This is a genomic window from Brasilonema sp. UFV-L1, assembly GCF_012912105.1.
Taxonomy (GTDB): domain Bacteria; phylum Cyanobacteriota; class Cyanobacteriia; order Cyanobacteriales; family Nostocaceae; genus Brasilonema.
The window spans coordinates 1-14,077 of the sequence record NZ_QMEA01000164.1 but is presented as its reverse complement, the minus strand read 5'-3'; the positions used below and the strand labels follow the sequence as shown (position 1 = coordinate 14,077).

At 43.5% G+C, this 14,077-nt stretch carries 11 protein-coding genes; 3 read left to right on the top strand and 8 right to left on the bottom strand.

The genetic code is table 11. The features are described 5' to 3' along the window. The 4 genes from DP117_RS29930 to DP117_RS29915 all read right to left on the bottom strand — a co-directional run. The coding region (locus DP117_RS29930) for a CHAT domain-containing protein (RefSeq protein WP_169221837.1) at positions 1-4,489 on the bottom strand (4,489 nt) is incomplete at its 3' end. Positions 4,490-4,561: 72 nt separating this feature from the next. After that, on the bottom strand, positions 4,562-5,776 hold the full coding sequence (locus tag DP117_RS29925; RefSeq protein WP_248277885.1) for a DUF1822 family protein: 1,215 nt from the start codon (positions 5,774-5,776) through the stop codon (positions 4,562-4,564). Between the two features lie 706 nt (positions 5,777-6,482). Beyond that, positions 6,483-7,355 (bottom strand): sugar kinase, encoded by an 873-nt coding sequence (locus tag DP117_RS29920; RefSeq protein WP_169221835.1) that lies wholly within the window; start codon positions 7,353-7,355, stop codon positions 6,483-6,485. A gap of 5 nt (positions 7,356-7,360) precedes the next feature. Continuing rightward, positions 7,361-8,722 (bottom strand): TrpB-like pyridoxal phosphate-dependent enzyme, encoded by a 1,362-nt coding sequence (locus DP117_RS29915; RefSeq protein ID WP_169221834.1) that lies wholly within the window; start codon positions 8,720-8,722, stop codon positions 7,361-7,363. Between the two features lie 199 nt (positions 8,723-8,921). On the opposite strand from DP117_RS29915, the gene rsmI reads away from it, so the two are divergent. Continuing rightward, positions 8,922-9,782 (top strand): 16S rRNA (cytidine(1402)-2'-O)-methyltransferase, encoded by an 861-nt coding sequence (gene rsmI, locus DP117_RS29910; protein ID WP_169221833.1) that lies wholly within the window; start codon positions 8,922-8,924, stop codon positions 9,780-9,782. Between the two features lie 147 nt (positions 9,783-9,929). Continuing rightward, positions 9,930-10,109, top strand: a complete 180-nt coding sequence (gene rpsU, locus DP117_RS29905; RefSeq protein ID WP_017316130.1) for a 30S ribosomal protein S21 — start codon at positions 9,930-9,932, stop codon at positions 10,107-10,109. A 272-nt stretch (positions 10,110-10,381) separates the two neighbouring features. Here the strand turns inward: rpsU and pth are convergent, their stop codons facing one another. The 3 genes from pth to psbH form a co-directional block, all read right to left on the bottom strand. Beyond that, positions 10,382-11,023: an aminoacyl-tRNA hydrolase gene (pth, locus tag DP117_RS29900; protein WP_169221832.1), complete on the bottom strand. Its 642-nt coding sequence runs from the start codon at positions 11,021-11,023 to the stop codon at positions 10,382-10,384. Positions 11,024-11,034: 11 nt separating this feature from the next. Next, the gene (locus DP117_RS29895) at positions 11,035-11,331 is read right to left on the bottom strand and encodes a TatA/E family twin arginine-targeting protein translocase (protein ID WP_169221831.1); all 297 of its coding nucleotides are present in this window, start codon (positions 11,329-11,331) and stop codon (positions 11,035-11,037) included. Between the two features lie 536 nt (positions 11,332-11,867). Further along, positions 11,868-12,071 (bottom strand): photosystem II reaction center protein PsbH, encoded by a 204-nt coding sequence (gene psbH, locus DP117_RS29890; RefSeq protein WP_169221830.1) that lies wholly within the window; start codon positions 12,069-12,071, stop codon positions 11,868-11,870. A gap of 83 nt (positions 12,072-12,154) precedes the next feature. On the opposite strand from psbH, the gene psbN reads away from it, so the two are divergent. Beyond that, positions 12,155-12,286: a photosystem II reaction center protein PsbN gene (psbN, locus tag DP117_RS29885; RefSeq protein WP_071654130.1), complete on the top strand. Its 132-nt coding sequence runs from the start codon at positions 12,155-12,157 to the stop codon at positions 12,284-12,286. 44 nt (positions 12,287-12,330) lie between these two features. On the opposite strand, the gene DP117_RS29880 is transcribed toward psbN, so the two are convergent. Then, positions 12,331-14,077 (bottom strand): glycoside hydrolase family 38 C-terminal domain-containing protein (locus tag DP117_RS29880; protein WP_169221829.1); only part of this gene is annotated, 1,747 nt, incomplete at its 5' end.

Here is a 14,077-nt window from a genome sequence, read left to right as displayed (position 1 = left end):
TCGCCTGCGGAGGGATACCCTCCTGCAGCGCTGACTCACCGTCTCGCTTCCAGAGTTTGACAGTATTATCCCCACTAGCTGAGGCAATCATCTTACCATCGGGACTGAAAGTAACTTGCCAAACTAGAGCTTGATGTCCTTTAAGGGTAGTCAGTAATGTGCCGTCACGCTTCCAGAGTTTGACAGTGTTGTCCCCACTCGCTGAGGCGATTGTGTTACCATCAGGACTGATTGCAACTCCCCAAACCCGAGCTTGATGCCCTTTAAGGGTAGTCAGTAAGGTGCCATCAATCTTCCAAAGTTTGACAGTGTTATCCCAACTTGCAGAGGCAATCATCTTACCGTCGGGGCTGATTGCAACTCCCCAAACCACATCGTTATGTCCTTTGTTAGCGTAGCGTTCCGAAGGAAGGGTAGTCAGTAGGACAGGCACTCTCCCCGACACTTTCCAAAGTTTGACAGTTTTGTCCTCACTTGCCGAGGCAATTATGTTACCAAACCCCTGCGGGGACGCTGCGCGTTGGCTGCGCCTGCGCTTTGCGCTTACGGGACTAAAAACAACTCCATAAAACGGAGCTTGACCTCCCTTGTTAGGGTAGCGTTCCGAAGGAAGGGTAGTAAGTTCTGTGCCGTCAATCTTCCAAAGTTTGACAGTTTTGTCATCACTCGTTGAGGCGATCGTACTACCTTGAGGGCTAATTGCAACTCCAAGAACTGCAGCGCTGTGACCTCTGAGGGTAGTCAGTAACGTGTTGTCTAGCTTCCAGAGTTTAACGGTCTTGTCGCCGCTTGCCGAGGCGAGTATTTTCCCGTCAGGGCTGAAAGTAACTCCCCAAACCCTCTCGCTATGCCCATTGAGCGTAGTCAACAAAGTACCGTCCCGCCTCCAGAGTTTGACGGTCTTATCCCAGCTTGCCGAGGCAATTATGTTATTGTCGGGGCTGATTGCAACTCCTGCAATCGGAGCTTGATGCCCTTCGAGAGTGTGGAGTAACATGCCGTCAATCGTCCAGAGTTTGACAGTGTTGTCGTTACTTGCCGAGGCGATTGTGTTACCATCCGGACTAAAAGTGACTTTCCAAATTTTATCACTATGCCCTTTAAGGGTGTGAAGCAACGTGCCGTCAATCTTCCAAAGTTTGACTGTATTGTCTGCACTTGCCGAGGCAATCGTAGTACCGTCAGGGCTGATTGCAACATCCCAAACTATATCTTGATGCCCTTTGAGGGTATGGAGCAACGTGCCGTTTCTGTTCCAGAGTTTAACAGTTTTGTCGTGACTCGCCGAGGCAATCGTAGTACCGTCAGGGCTGATTGCAACTCCCCAAACTTTATCACTATGACCCCTAAGCGTAGTCAGTAATGTACCGTTTTTGTTCCAGAGTTTAACAGTGTTGTCCGCACTCGCTGAGGCAATCGTGTTACCGTCAGGGCTGATTGCAACTCCCCAAACCACATCGTTATGTCCTTTTAGGGTGTGAAGCAATGTGCCATCAATCTTCCACAGTCGAACGGTTTTGTCGTCGCTCGTTGAGGCGATCATGTTACCATCAGAACTGAAAACTACTCTCTTAACCTCACTGTTATGTCCTTCCAGGCGATTGTACTCAAGTGCTCCATAAACTGCCTGACGCAGCGCTGATTCAACCATTAGCTGAGTGTCTGCGCCTACCCTACCTAACTTTTGCAGTTTTTGCCTCGCCTCGATTGCTTTGATCAGCGCATCCAACTTTTGATTAGAGGCGAAAAGCGCATCTGAGGATTCACTCATCGCTTTAATCTCGCTGTCGTGTGCTTTCTGCCCTTGCCACCAAGCTATGAGTGCCAAACTCAAAGCAAACACCAAACCACCTGCTAACCCTAAGATAGTCAGTCGCCGTCTACGCTTGTGCTTCTTTCTCTCATTATCTCGCAGTGTTAAAGAAAGCTCAATAAAATTTTTTTCCCTCAAACTCAGCTCATCTGTGCGTTTTTGCTGCCAATATTCTGCGTCTGCCAAAAACTTCCCACGCAACAAAGCACCTTCATCTTTATTGCTACTTTCCCACTCACGAATTGCCGATCGCAACTGCTCTTGAGCGTGACGAAATTCACCATCAACTTGTATCCACTGTTCTAGGCGTCCCCAGCTTCTAATCAGTGCCTCATGCACGATTTCCACCGTTTCTTCACCTGATAACTGATTACGGTTTGTTACTAGCACACGGGCTGAGGCAAGTTGCGTTACCAAATCCCAGTTTTCGCTTCCTACCTCATCAATCGTCGCCAATCGTCGGTTGAAGTCTGTTCCTGTCCCCGGTTGCACCAACTGAATAAATACCCGCTGCACCAAGAGCCTTTGGTTGTGAGTTAGTTGAGTATAAACCGCCTCAGCGTGATTTGCTAAAGCTTGCTCAACACCACCTATTTCGTTGTAAGCAGCATGAGTCAACCAACCACAGAGTTGTCTTGACCACATTTGCGTCAGGGCAAACTCCAGTAACGGTAAACGTCCGGGGTATCCTAATGCACCATTAATGAGTAGATTTGTCAATCCCTCCTCTAGTCGGACTTGCATTTGTGCCGCAGGTTTTTCGATCACTGATCGCAATTCCTCACGGCTCATCGGACCGAGGTTATAAACTGCCCCCTGTAAAGCATCGCTGAAGCGACGGTCAGAAACAGCATGTCCGTAAAAGTCGGCGCGCAGTGTTAAAATAAGGGTAAACACTGGAGCGTCTCTACAGGCATTGAGCAGTCCATCTAAGAAAGACTGACGTTGTGATTCTGGGCTTATAGTATAAAGTTCTTCAAATTGGTCAGCTATTAGTATTAGGCGGGTGCAACTTGATTGCTGCACTAAGTTTTTGATGATTTTGGTTAAAGCTTGGTTATCTTGCCAGAGTGCGTTCGCTACTTCTAGTTCAATTTGGCGACGGACATTTGATTTTAGACTTTGGATTTCCCTGCCGTCAGCCGCTTGCGTGTCTATGGATTTTGAATTGTTTACTTGCTCGTGTGATTCAAAGTGCAATAAAGGTGCTAAAGCTACTGCCAACGCAGCAATTGGATTATGCCCTGGACGAAAAGAGATAATATGTGGGGCTGCGGATTTTGTCGGGGATATAACAGATGAGTTATCTGTTGGATTCACTTTCAAATTATCCGTTACATTCGTAAATTCATCCGACGCCCGTAGCGCTGGAATCAAGCCAGCAAAAACAACACTCGACTTACCGCTTCCAGAAGCACCAACCACAGCCACCAACGGCTTGGTTTTGACTGCTAAAAGCAAATCCTGGGTAAATTTTTCTCGCCCAAAGTATAGATGTGCATCCTCTTCCCCAAAAGCAAATAAACCGCGATATGGACTTGGGGGCATTCCCCCCAAAGTCAGCCAAGTTGGGGCTTCTACTGATGGATTTTGGCAAATCACAGGTAACCAAGACGCACCAGGAAATTCCGATTCTACCCCTTGCAACTTCCGGCGCGCTTGCTGTACTGCTAAATATAAAGATAGTCTACGAACTGCGAAAGCTTCTAGAAAATACTGAAAAAAATCCTGCGCCACACGATTCGGCACAGGTTCTCGCATGACAATTACTGTGGGAATATTTAATTTCTCCAATGCTACAGCTAGTCCCAACCCATCACAGGAGTTAAAAATTGCCAATTTTAAACCGTTTCCTATAGCCGCTAGCAACGCTTGGTTTAACTCTTCAATCGTCAAGCTGTTATTTGTCGGGTTCTCGTTGATATAAATCCGCCCTGTTTCATTTTCTGTTTGACTGTGACCTGCAAAAAATAAAATATCCCACCCGTCTGAATTCCAAAGTTGGGCGTTTAATTCTTGACGCGATGGCTTAACGAGAAAAACTGTTTCGGTATCCGCTAAGCTGTTGAGAAATTGACTTTCCCTCTCAAAATCAATACCAAAGCTATTACCCAAAACCCCTAAAATTCTAACTTTCCTACTTTGGTCTTTTGCAGAGTTAACTAGAGTACGTTTGTACTCCGGTCGAGACAGTGCCATCTCAGCTTTAGGAAAATCTCTAAAGAAATTCCAGCGATGCCAAGGTAATCGCCGCAGCACCAGATCACTAGTTTCAATAATGACTCGAATTTCTTCTGCTGTTGTAAGTCGCGATCGCAACTGTTGGTCAATATCAAGAAACTCCCTCGATCTGAACCACTCATTAATTCCTGCTTGTAATTCTTCAGATAATTCATCGAAGCTGACAACAGAAACGTTAGTTATATCACCTTCCTCGATTTCTATCTCTTGAGAGTTGTCTTTTGCTGGTGGCGAAAGTAGCTGTTGGTGAGCGTAGAGATGCTGATAAAGTGAGTGCCAATTTTTATACAGTTCAATCAGAGAAGTTGCTGGGGGTAAACTGCCAATGAATTGCTCTGGTAGAAGGTGTTCTTCAGCCCAAATTTGAGCAGTCACTCTTGGAAATCCACTCTGGTAATCACCGCTTCCCAGATTAATGACTACTGATTTACTCATTTGTTAAGAGTTGAGGCAGTATAATAACTGTTATATTAGTATTTTGAATGATTGTGTCTATTTTATCGCAATCTATCCATAAATTTCCTCAAGCACAAAATTTTCCTTGACACTGACATCGCCCAAAGAAACTTGGATACTAAACCTCGTACCTTGTGGAGGTTTAAATCTTTTAAGTTGAATATAGTTATCGTGACTGCGCGATCGCACTTCTTGGAGTACCGTTCCCGACTCACTGAGCAAAATCAAATTCATATTAGCTGGCAGGTAATTTTCTCCAGTGGTTGGACATAATCGCGCACGAATACATACTTTTTCATCAGCTTCCCGAGTTAAACCAACCAGTAGCACCACTGATTTTTCCCCCAGTTGCATTCCTAAATCGATTAACTTAACACCTTTAATCTTAATCTCCGAGTCAAACAGAGAATGACTGCGGAAATTCAAGGCGAAATCTCTTTGTTCTAGAACAAAGAATTCATCTAAAGACTGCCATCCTGCTGTAAAAATTTTTTGGAACCAAAGGCTTAAATTACTACCAATTACAGCCGGGCTAGATTCCACTATTTTTTTGTTGCAGTTTTCTATCCGGAGGTGATACAGTTGCTGTCGATATTCATCTGATGCTAGTATTGCTGCCCACTCTGGAAATGGCACATCTAAACGGGGTGAATAAGACGTTGTATGACTAAGTTGTTCTAATAATTTTTCGACTTGACTAGGTAACAAACTGGGCAAGAATTGAACTTCTGGTTTCTGAGGAGGACAAAATTCCTGTGCTACCCACATTACGTTTATATTTGGAATTAAATCTTCGGCATCCAAGCAGTAACTTCGGCTACTCACCTCATATCTTGCGTGTTCGCGTATTTGTGTCCTCGTAGCGTATCCCCACACCCGCAACCAACACTCTTCTAAGTTTAACTGTACAGCCAAATAATAATCAGGTGCCCAGTTTGTAATATCAACCCATTCTTGAGGGATGCAAAATTCGGATAAATTGCTTTGATCATCAGGAATTAAGACAATACGAGTTTCACCAAAAGTCAGAATTGTCCCATTGACAACTTCCCAAATCGATAAATCAGCTTCTTGATGCAATTGGAAATCCCCATTGTCAAAATCATCTTGAAACCAAGCCAGAAAACTATTTAGACAAAGAGTATTTAGATAACCATTCCAGCGCGCGGCTGCATTTGAATATAGTTGTTTGGTTACAAGTTCCCATGTGTGTTCCTGCTCCTGTTCGGGTATTTCTAACCATAGCTGATTTGGAAAAATAGCCATTATATCATTTGAAGTAAACACCATTATTGACCATCCTTAATTATCATTATTAGTTTAAGTTTTAATTTTTCATCTCAACAAAGAGTAGAAAGAGTAGGTTGGGTGTAGCTCACCGAACCCCAACAAAAATGTTAGTTTCCACTAAGAATGCTGTTGGCAAAACATTGCTCAATATTTTAGGCATCCAAAAATCGTGTGATTTGAAACGTTGGGTTCTGCTTTGCTCCACCAACCGACAAAGATAAATTTTATTACAAATAATCATCCAAACCATATACAATTTGTTCATAACTCGTTCATGTTCGTCTTGAAAAATTGTCCGCATAATAGTCCCCTACTTATTTATGGGTGCTATCATGCAGATGATTATGCAGTTTTTTTGTATTTTTAGATTAATTTTATACTGGACTTTAATTAAAAGACTGCCTTTCTCTGAGTCAGTAAACCACAAACTTTTGAAAACAAACGTAAAAGCAAGGGTTCCAACCTTCGCAAAAATGTAGCGTCCTCTTTTTACCAATAAGGTTGGTAATCAAATAACTAGTAATCAGGTGGAAGCCATCCGTGAGAAGTTGAGATAAAGCGTCTTTTGTCAATCAGTTAAAAGACTCAAAATAGTTGGAAGAAAAATGATAATCGTGTTTACGGGGAGGAATGACTTCCGATAAATTAGAGATTTAACGCCTATTTTCAAATCAGCAATCGACTACTGGGAATGCATCCACCGGCGCGTACCAAAAAATTGACACCGAAAAGCAGCAACATCAGCTGCTTGCTGCAATGCAGTGGTAAAACTTTCCTGTAAAATGTGATGACAAAAAGCACCGTGGAAAATATCTCCAGCCCCCAGTGTATCAACGGCTTGAACAGTCGGCACATCTATAAAGCCAGCTTTTCCAGACTCAAGGTATCGAATGGGTTTTTGTCCATGAGTGATGGCGATGTGGGAAATGCCAAATCCACTGAGATAGGTAAAAACCTCATCTTCAGTCTGGCAGTTGGGGGGATGAAAATTAGCGGAACAAATAGCGTAGTCTACAAAAGATAAGACTTTGTCAAACCCGTTTTTCCAACTACCACCATCGATGACAACTGGGATATTCCTCGCTTTAGCTGTTTGGGCAATTTCATTCCCAACAGTCATTTGATGTCCATCAATCAGCACAATATTTACATTTTGATCAAGATTTTGCAAAACTTCTGACGGAATAGATTCGCGGGTTGCTTGAGTTTTGACAGCGTTGATGGAAATGACTGCTCGTTCACCAGTTGCTTGGGTGACAATGATAGAAGAAACTGGCGGTACGTTTTGCGTAGTAGGGTCAAGGTCAGTGATTTCGACTTTATAATTTGCTAAATCTCCTTTTATTAATTGCGTCATTGGGTGACAACCCACGACACCCAACACTGTAGCTTGATTGCCCAAATGACTGAAAGTAACAGCCGCGTTTGTTGCTGGACCACCTGCAGCAACAGTATAATCGGCAGCGACTATTTTCTGGTTATTCTTGGGAGGAGACTCGGCAAGATAAATCAAATCTAAGGTGACTAAACCGACAAATAACCCATATTTTTCCATAGACTTTAACTAATCACAGGCAAACCTGAGAGTGCGATCGCTATTTCTTCAGCACTATACTCAGTATCGCGTAACAATCCTGCCTGATAATCTATATACGCTTGCATATCGAAGTGACCATGACCGCACAAATTGAATAGAATAGTCTTACTGACTCCTTCTTCCTTACAGCGCAGTGCTTCATCAATCGCACCCTTGACTGCATGATTGGCTTCAGGAGCTGGTAAAATCCCTTCACTACAGGCAAAAGTTAAACCAGATGCAAAACAATCAAGTTGTGTGTAAGCTCTTGTTTCAATCAAACCCAAGTCTACAACATGACTGAGCAAAGGTGCCATGCCATGATACCGTAACCCTCCTGCATGAATGCCTTGGGGAACAAAGGTGCTGCCTAAAGTGTGCATCTTGACAAGAGGGGTAAGATGTGCAGTATCGCCAAAGTCATATGTATATTTGCCCTTAGTTAAGGTTGGACAAGCAGCCGGTTCAACTGCGACAAATTTGAGATCACGTTGTTCACCCCGCAGCTTTGCACCCATAAAGGGAAAGGCAATACCAGCAAAATTACTACCGCCACCTGTACAGCCTACGATAATATCAGGGTAGTCGCCTGCTTGTTCTAGTTGTGTCAGTGCTTCTTGACCGATGACAGTTTGATGATGTAGTACATGATTTAAGACGCTACCTAATGCATATTTTGTCTGGTCATCTTGTACTGCCACTTCTGTTGCTTCACTTATAGCGATGCCCAAACTACCTGTGCTATCAGGATTTTCTTGGAGAATCTTTCGCCCTGCTTGTGTTTCATCACTGGGGCTAGCTATGACACGCGCACCAAAAGATTCCATAAAAGCGCGACGATATGGCTTTTGCCGATAGCTCACTTTTACCATGTAAACGACGACTTCTAAACCAAAAAAAGCACCAGCAACTGCCAGCGAAGAACCCCATTGTCCGGCACCAGTTTCTGTTGTCAAGCGCTTTACCCCTGCTTGCTTATTGTAATAAGCTTGTGGAATAGCTGTATTAGGTTTGTGGCTACCGGCTGGGCTGACACCTTCGTACTTATAGTAAATTTTGGCAGGAGTATCAAGGGCTTTCTCCAAGCGTCGGGCACGGTAAAGTGGAGTTGGTCGCCATTGGCGGTAAATTGATTGTACTTCCTCAGGAATTTCAATCCAGCGTTCAGTGGTAACCTCTTGGGAAATCAAGGCTGCTGGAAAAAGGGGTTCTAAGTCTTTTGCTGTAATTGGCTGATATGTCGCGGGGTGTAGCACTGGTGCCATCGGTGTTGGTAAATCAGCCTGGATATTATACCAAGACTGTGGCATTTGGTTTTCGCCAAGCGTGTATTTGATGGTGTCCATTGGTGAAAAGCTACTGCAATCAATTTTTTTCTATCGTACGCCTTTAGTCTATAGCCATTTTTACCTGGATAGATTAGTTGTTTAAATACAGGCAGATGGTAGCGACTGTTCTATGCCGTGCCCCTAGAAATCATCTATATATTACACCCAATTGAAAACTACTATAAGCTCCAGTCAATCCACGAGATAATATTGATTCATGGATATAAAATCAGGAACACTTTACGTTGTCGCCACGCCTATTGGTAACCTGGAAGATATGACATTCCGGGCAGTGAAAGTTTTGCAGACAGTAGATATCATTGCGGCGGAAGATACACGCCACACAGGTAGATTGTTACAACATTTTCAAGTGACAACAAAGCAGATGAGTTATCATGAACATAACCGTAGTAGTCGTATCCCAGAGTTATTAGAGCAACTTAGTCATGGGAAAGCGATCGCTCTGGTGAGTGATGCAGGAATACCAGGAATATCTGACCCTGGATATGAATTGGTGAAAGTTTGTGTTGAGGCTGGGATACCAGTTGTACCAATTCCTGGTGCAAATGCAGCAATGACTGCATTAAGCGCAGCGGGATTACCGACGGATAGATTTGTTTTTGAAGGATTTTTGCCTGCTAAAAGTCAACAGAGGCGATCGCACTTAGAATTCCTGGAAGCTGAAGCCCGTACACTTATTTTCTATGAGTCTCCCCACCGCCTACGCGAAACTTTGCAAGATTTAGGCGAAGTTTTCGGAAACACTCGTCAAATCGTCATAGCGCGGGAGTTAACCAAATTGTATGAAGAATTTTGGCGAGGAACAATTGAAGAAGCAATTATTCATTACAGCCAACGCGAGGCTCAAGGCGAATATACTTTAGTTGTGGCAGGAACCCCACCGGCGAAACCGCAATTAACAGAAGAAGAACTTAAAGCAGAATTGCACAAAATAATGAGTCAAGGAATATCGCGATCGCAAGCCAGCCGTCAGCTAGCAAAAGAAACTTCCCTTCCCCGTCGTCAACTCTATCAATTAGCTCTTTCTATCAAAATGTCTAACCAAGATAGTGAATAGTCATTAGTCATTAGTTATTAGTCAAAAATTATTTACCCCATCACCCCATCACCCCATCATCTCTGACTTTTCTCTGGGGGAGTTTCGTCAAGGTAAAGGCAAGACTACAATGGGAGATATTGATTATGAGGAACATGAGGAATAAGAATGACCCAGGTGGTTTTAGGAGAAAATGAAGGAATTGATTCAGCTCTGCGCCGATTTAAACGTCAAGTTTCCAAAGCAGGAATCTTAGCTGATGTTAAGTATCATAGACACTTTGAAACACCATTAGAAAAGCGTAAACGCAAGGCTGTAGCTGCTAGACGCAAGCGACGTATGAAATAAAGCGATTTCGTTCTGGCGTTGCTTGACAAAATGATGTTAAATAAGTCTTAGTGCATTCGGCATCCAGAATACAGTACTGTTGGGAGCAGAAAGTCCATCTTCTTCTAGGAATGGAAACGGGCAGTTTTCAAAGAGTCGGGGAATCCGCCCATAGAACTGCCCTCAAAATGCATTCCAACTTTAGTTACCTTCAGACATCTTTTCTTTGAGAACGAATTGATTCGCGTACTAAGCCGGTTTTAGTGCGCTTTGTCTTTTCCCGGTGATGAACTCTAAGATTGCGAACTCTCAAAAGAGCGGCTATTACAAATATTCATTGCCTTTTCTACTCCTTGCTTGAGGCTGAGTTCTACGCATTCCGCCACAAACTGAAGTACAGCAGACACCATCTGATTTTCTGCTGTTGAAAATCGTCCTAAGACATGAGAGATAGCACCTGATTCATCACTAGTCGATGCATTTTTTGGTTTACCAATACCGATACGTAAACGAGGAAAGTTTTGTGTTCCAAGGTGTGCGATCGCGCTTTTCATACCATTATGTCCTCCAGCTGAACCAGACAAGCGCAAGCGAGTCTTTCCTAGAGGTAAATCCATATCATCATAAATAACTAAGACCAACTCAGGTTGTAGCTTATACCAACTTGTCACAGCTTGCATCGCTTGTCCTGAGCGATTCATATAAGTTAATGGCTTCAACAAACGAATTTTGTCTCCATTTGGTGCAATTCCCTCACCATAATCGCCTTGAAACTTGCGATTTTCAGCTAGGGGAATCTTCCAACAACGGGATAGCGCATCTACAGCAGCAAAACCGATGTTATGGCGTGTTTGATCATACTTAGGTTCTGGGTTCCCCAACCCGACAACTAGCTGAGGAATCACCAAAGTTTTTTGAGCAACAGCTTCTGTCATTTGCCTTTAGTCTAGCTTTTTTGGGCAGATCTCGCGGTATCTTGCTCCAATTTAGCTGCTTCTATTTGCTTGGTTTCTAGTTCAGTCGTTTGCTTGGTATCTAGTTGAGCAGTCGTTTTCACAGCTTCTTGCAACTGAACTGCTTCTTTTTGAAACTCGTTTTGAAATTCCTTAGAAGCTTCCTGAAAACCGCGAATCGCTTTTCCCAGACTGCGGCCAACCTCTGGTAACTTTTTGGGACCAAAGATTAACAGCGCTACCACAAAGATTAAAGCCATCTCTGGCAAACCGATACCAAATACATTCATATTTTTCTCCTATAAACTCAAAAGCAGTTTTGTAAACCTATATATGTAGTTTAATCAAGTTATCGTCATTGCTGCGATACTAATCCTAGTGACTTAATGCTCTAACATAAGCTGCAATTTCTGCAAATGCAGGCAAAGCTTCCAGGGCAAAAGGGAGGAAAACTTAAGTTCTCTGTTAGCATTGGTGAGAAATACGGTTCAAATCGATCAGCTTCAGTGCGGGCGTAAAACTTATCCTGCGATCTAATGATTGTCCTTGATTTGGTGTCATCAGACATACAGATGTCGCTAAATTTCCTCCAGCAATCTCACAGTGTTGGAAGCAGGAAGCCCACCAGGGACAGGTTGACTCAGGAAACTTGTCTTGTCATGCGCGGGGTGGGACGGACAGATACCTATTTTGGGAATTTTGGGAAACACTCCTGGGCGTACTGTCCTCAGGAATGCGGCGGCACTTTTAAGTATTGACAAAAAACCCGGTTGCGAGCCGGGTATAGGATAGCTTCAGGATGCAGGCTTTTCAACTCTAAGCATCATTAACCGCCCAAAGTCCGCCAGTCAACAGAAACATCTTGAATCATGATGGACTTGTTATAAAGTTGCAGAATAATCAACAAAAACACGAAAAATAGCAGAATAAAAACAGACATCAGGGGGGTAGTACCCCAACCTGGAGCCACTTTACCATACTCAGAGTTTAGAGGTTTGAGGATATCTCCCAACCGCGTCCTTTGTGCCATAGTTCACCTAAGATGAGTTGCCAAAGCATTTTTTAATCTTCTGTAATATTCTATAGGAATAGAACACATTATCTATACTTGTCATGGAACCCGCAATAGTTCTTAGCATTTCCGTCTGCGCTGTTGTGATTGTCATCACGGCGCTGTCCATCTATACTTCTTTTGGTCCTCCCAGTAAGGAATTGAGCGATCCCTTTGAAGACCACGAAGATTAAAGCTCATAGGTTTCTTGTTGCACCTAAGCGCAACGAGAAACCTACTAGGAAACCCTAAAGCTGCTAATTTTCCAAGGCTGTATTGTAAAGATTTGTTGTTGAGATGAGAAATTGGGTGTGGGTAAAGGGTGCTCCAACAAGTCAACAGACTCTCCTACAGTTAACCCCAAATCACTTTGCAAGTGGAAATTGGCTGTCTTACCATGACATTCGTAACACCGGAGAATCCATTGCTCTTGGTCATCTTCAGCTTGCTTAAACGTCATCAAGATTAAATTCTCTGCCGACAAATCGAGTAAACTACCAACAGGGGGTAAAGACTTATGGCTTTGCTCCTGTTTTGAACGAAGTCCTATGACCTGCATTGGTAAATTTAATTCATACCCATGTCTGACTGTATGGGCTGATTCCCAGCTACCGGCATGAGGATACAACGCATAAGTAAATTCATGAAATCCTCGGTCTGCTTCCGAGTCAGGCCAATTGGGACTACGCAGTAAGGTTAAGCGTAGTTGATTGGGTTGAGTGTCATATCCATATTTACAATCATTTAGTAGGCTGACACCGTAACTTGTACCATCACTTGTACCATCAATAGAATAAGAAGTTGTCAAATCAGCCCAATGTAAAGCCGGGACTTCCCATTTCGCCTTTTCTGCTGGAGTTTTGGGTTGAGTAGAACGGCGAATTGCACCACAAGGAATTTCATAAGTCGCGAAGTCTGCTTCCACATTCAGAGGAAAAGCAGCTTTCACCAAACAGTTACGTTCTTGCCAGTTAACAGTCGTAGCGATTTTAAAAACTGGTGAGTCGATTTGCAAGATGTAATCTTGGCAAAACTCAGATTGACCAAGTTGACGCACCACACGCACCCGACTTTGTACTGGTCCAGTATCCAGCCACTCAATAGACTTGAGCTGCATTGGTGGTAAGGGATGCTGGGCATAATTAGGGTCAATATTCCAAGCATCCCAATATTGACCGCTGTCTTGGAAAGCTTGTAATTGATTTCCTCCGGCTTGAGAGAGAACTTCTCTATCATTAACTTTGTCAAAAATACTCGACAAATCACCAGTTTGCTCGTCAACAATTACCCGCAGAAATTCATTTTCTAACGTCAATCTTTTTTGCCAAAAATGTTCTTGCTTTCGCAAACTCGATTTGGTATCATCAGACTGGGTTATGTTATTGCCATTTTTAGGTAGTTGAGGGGAAAGCCAAAAAACGCGATAGCCAACAGAGGGGACATCGCTTGCTAAAAACAGCAGCTTCAAGTCGTCACTTAGTTGGGAAGGCAAAAGTTCTCCTTGGAGGTTATAAACGCAAGCATCCGAGTGAGGATGAGGTAAGTCAACGGCAACAACCGATGAGCGCTGCCAATTCAGGGAGTTGAAGACGACAATTGGTATAGCGTCAGGTTGAGGCGGCTCGCCCAGAGAAATTTGGGATGCAAGATGAGTCAAAGACTGCTGCAATATGTCATTGCCAACTTTTTCCACCTCCTGCCAAGTCGGAAGTGCATCCACGTAAACTTGAGTAATCGAAGAACCGGGCAGAATATCGTGAAACTGGTTAAATAAGACCTTTTTCCACGCCGCTTCTAGTTCAGCTTTTGGATATGTCACCTCAGAACTTATCGTTGCCAAAGCTGCAAACAGTTCTGCTTCGTACAATAATCCTTCACAGCGACGATTCCAACGTTTTTGGTCACCGTGAGTCGTATAGCAACCGCGATGGAATTCCAGATAAAGTTCGTCCTCCCAAGTGGGGAGTGAGGGAGGGGAAGTAGCT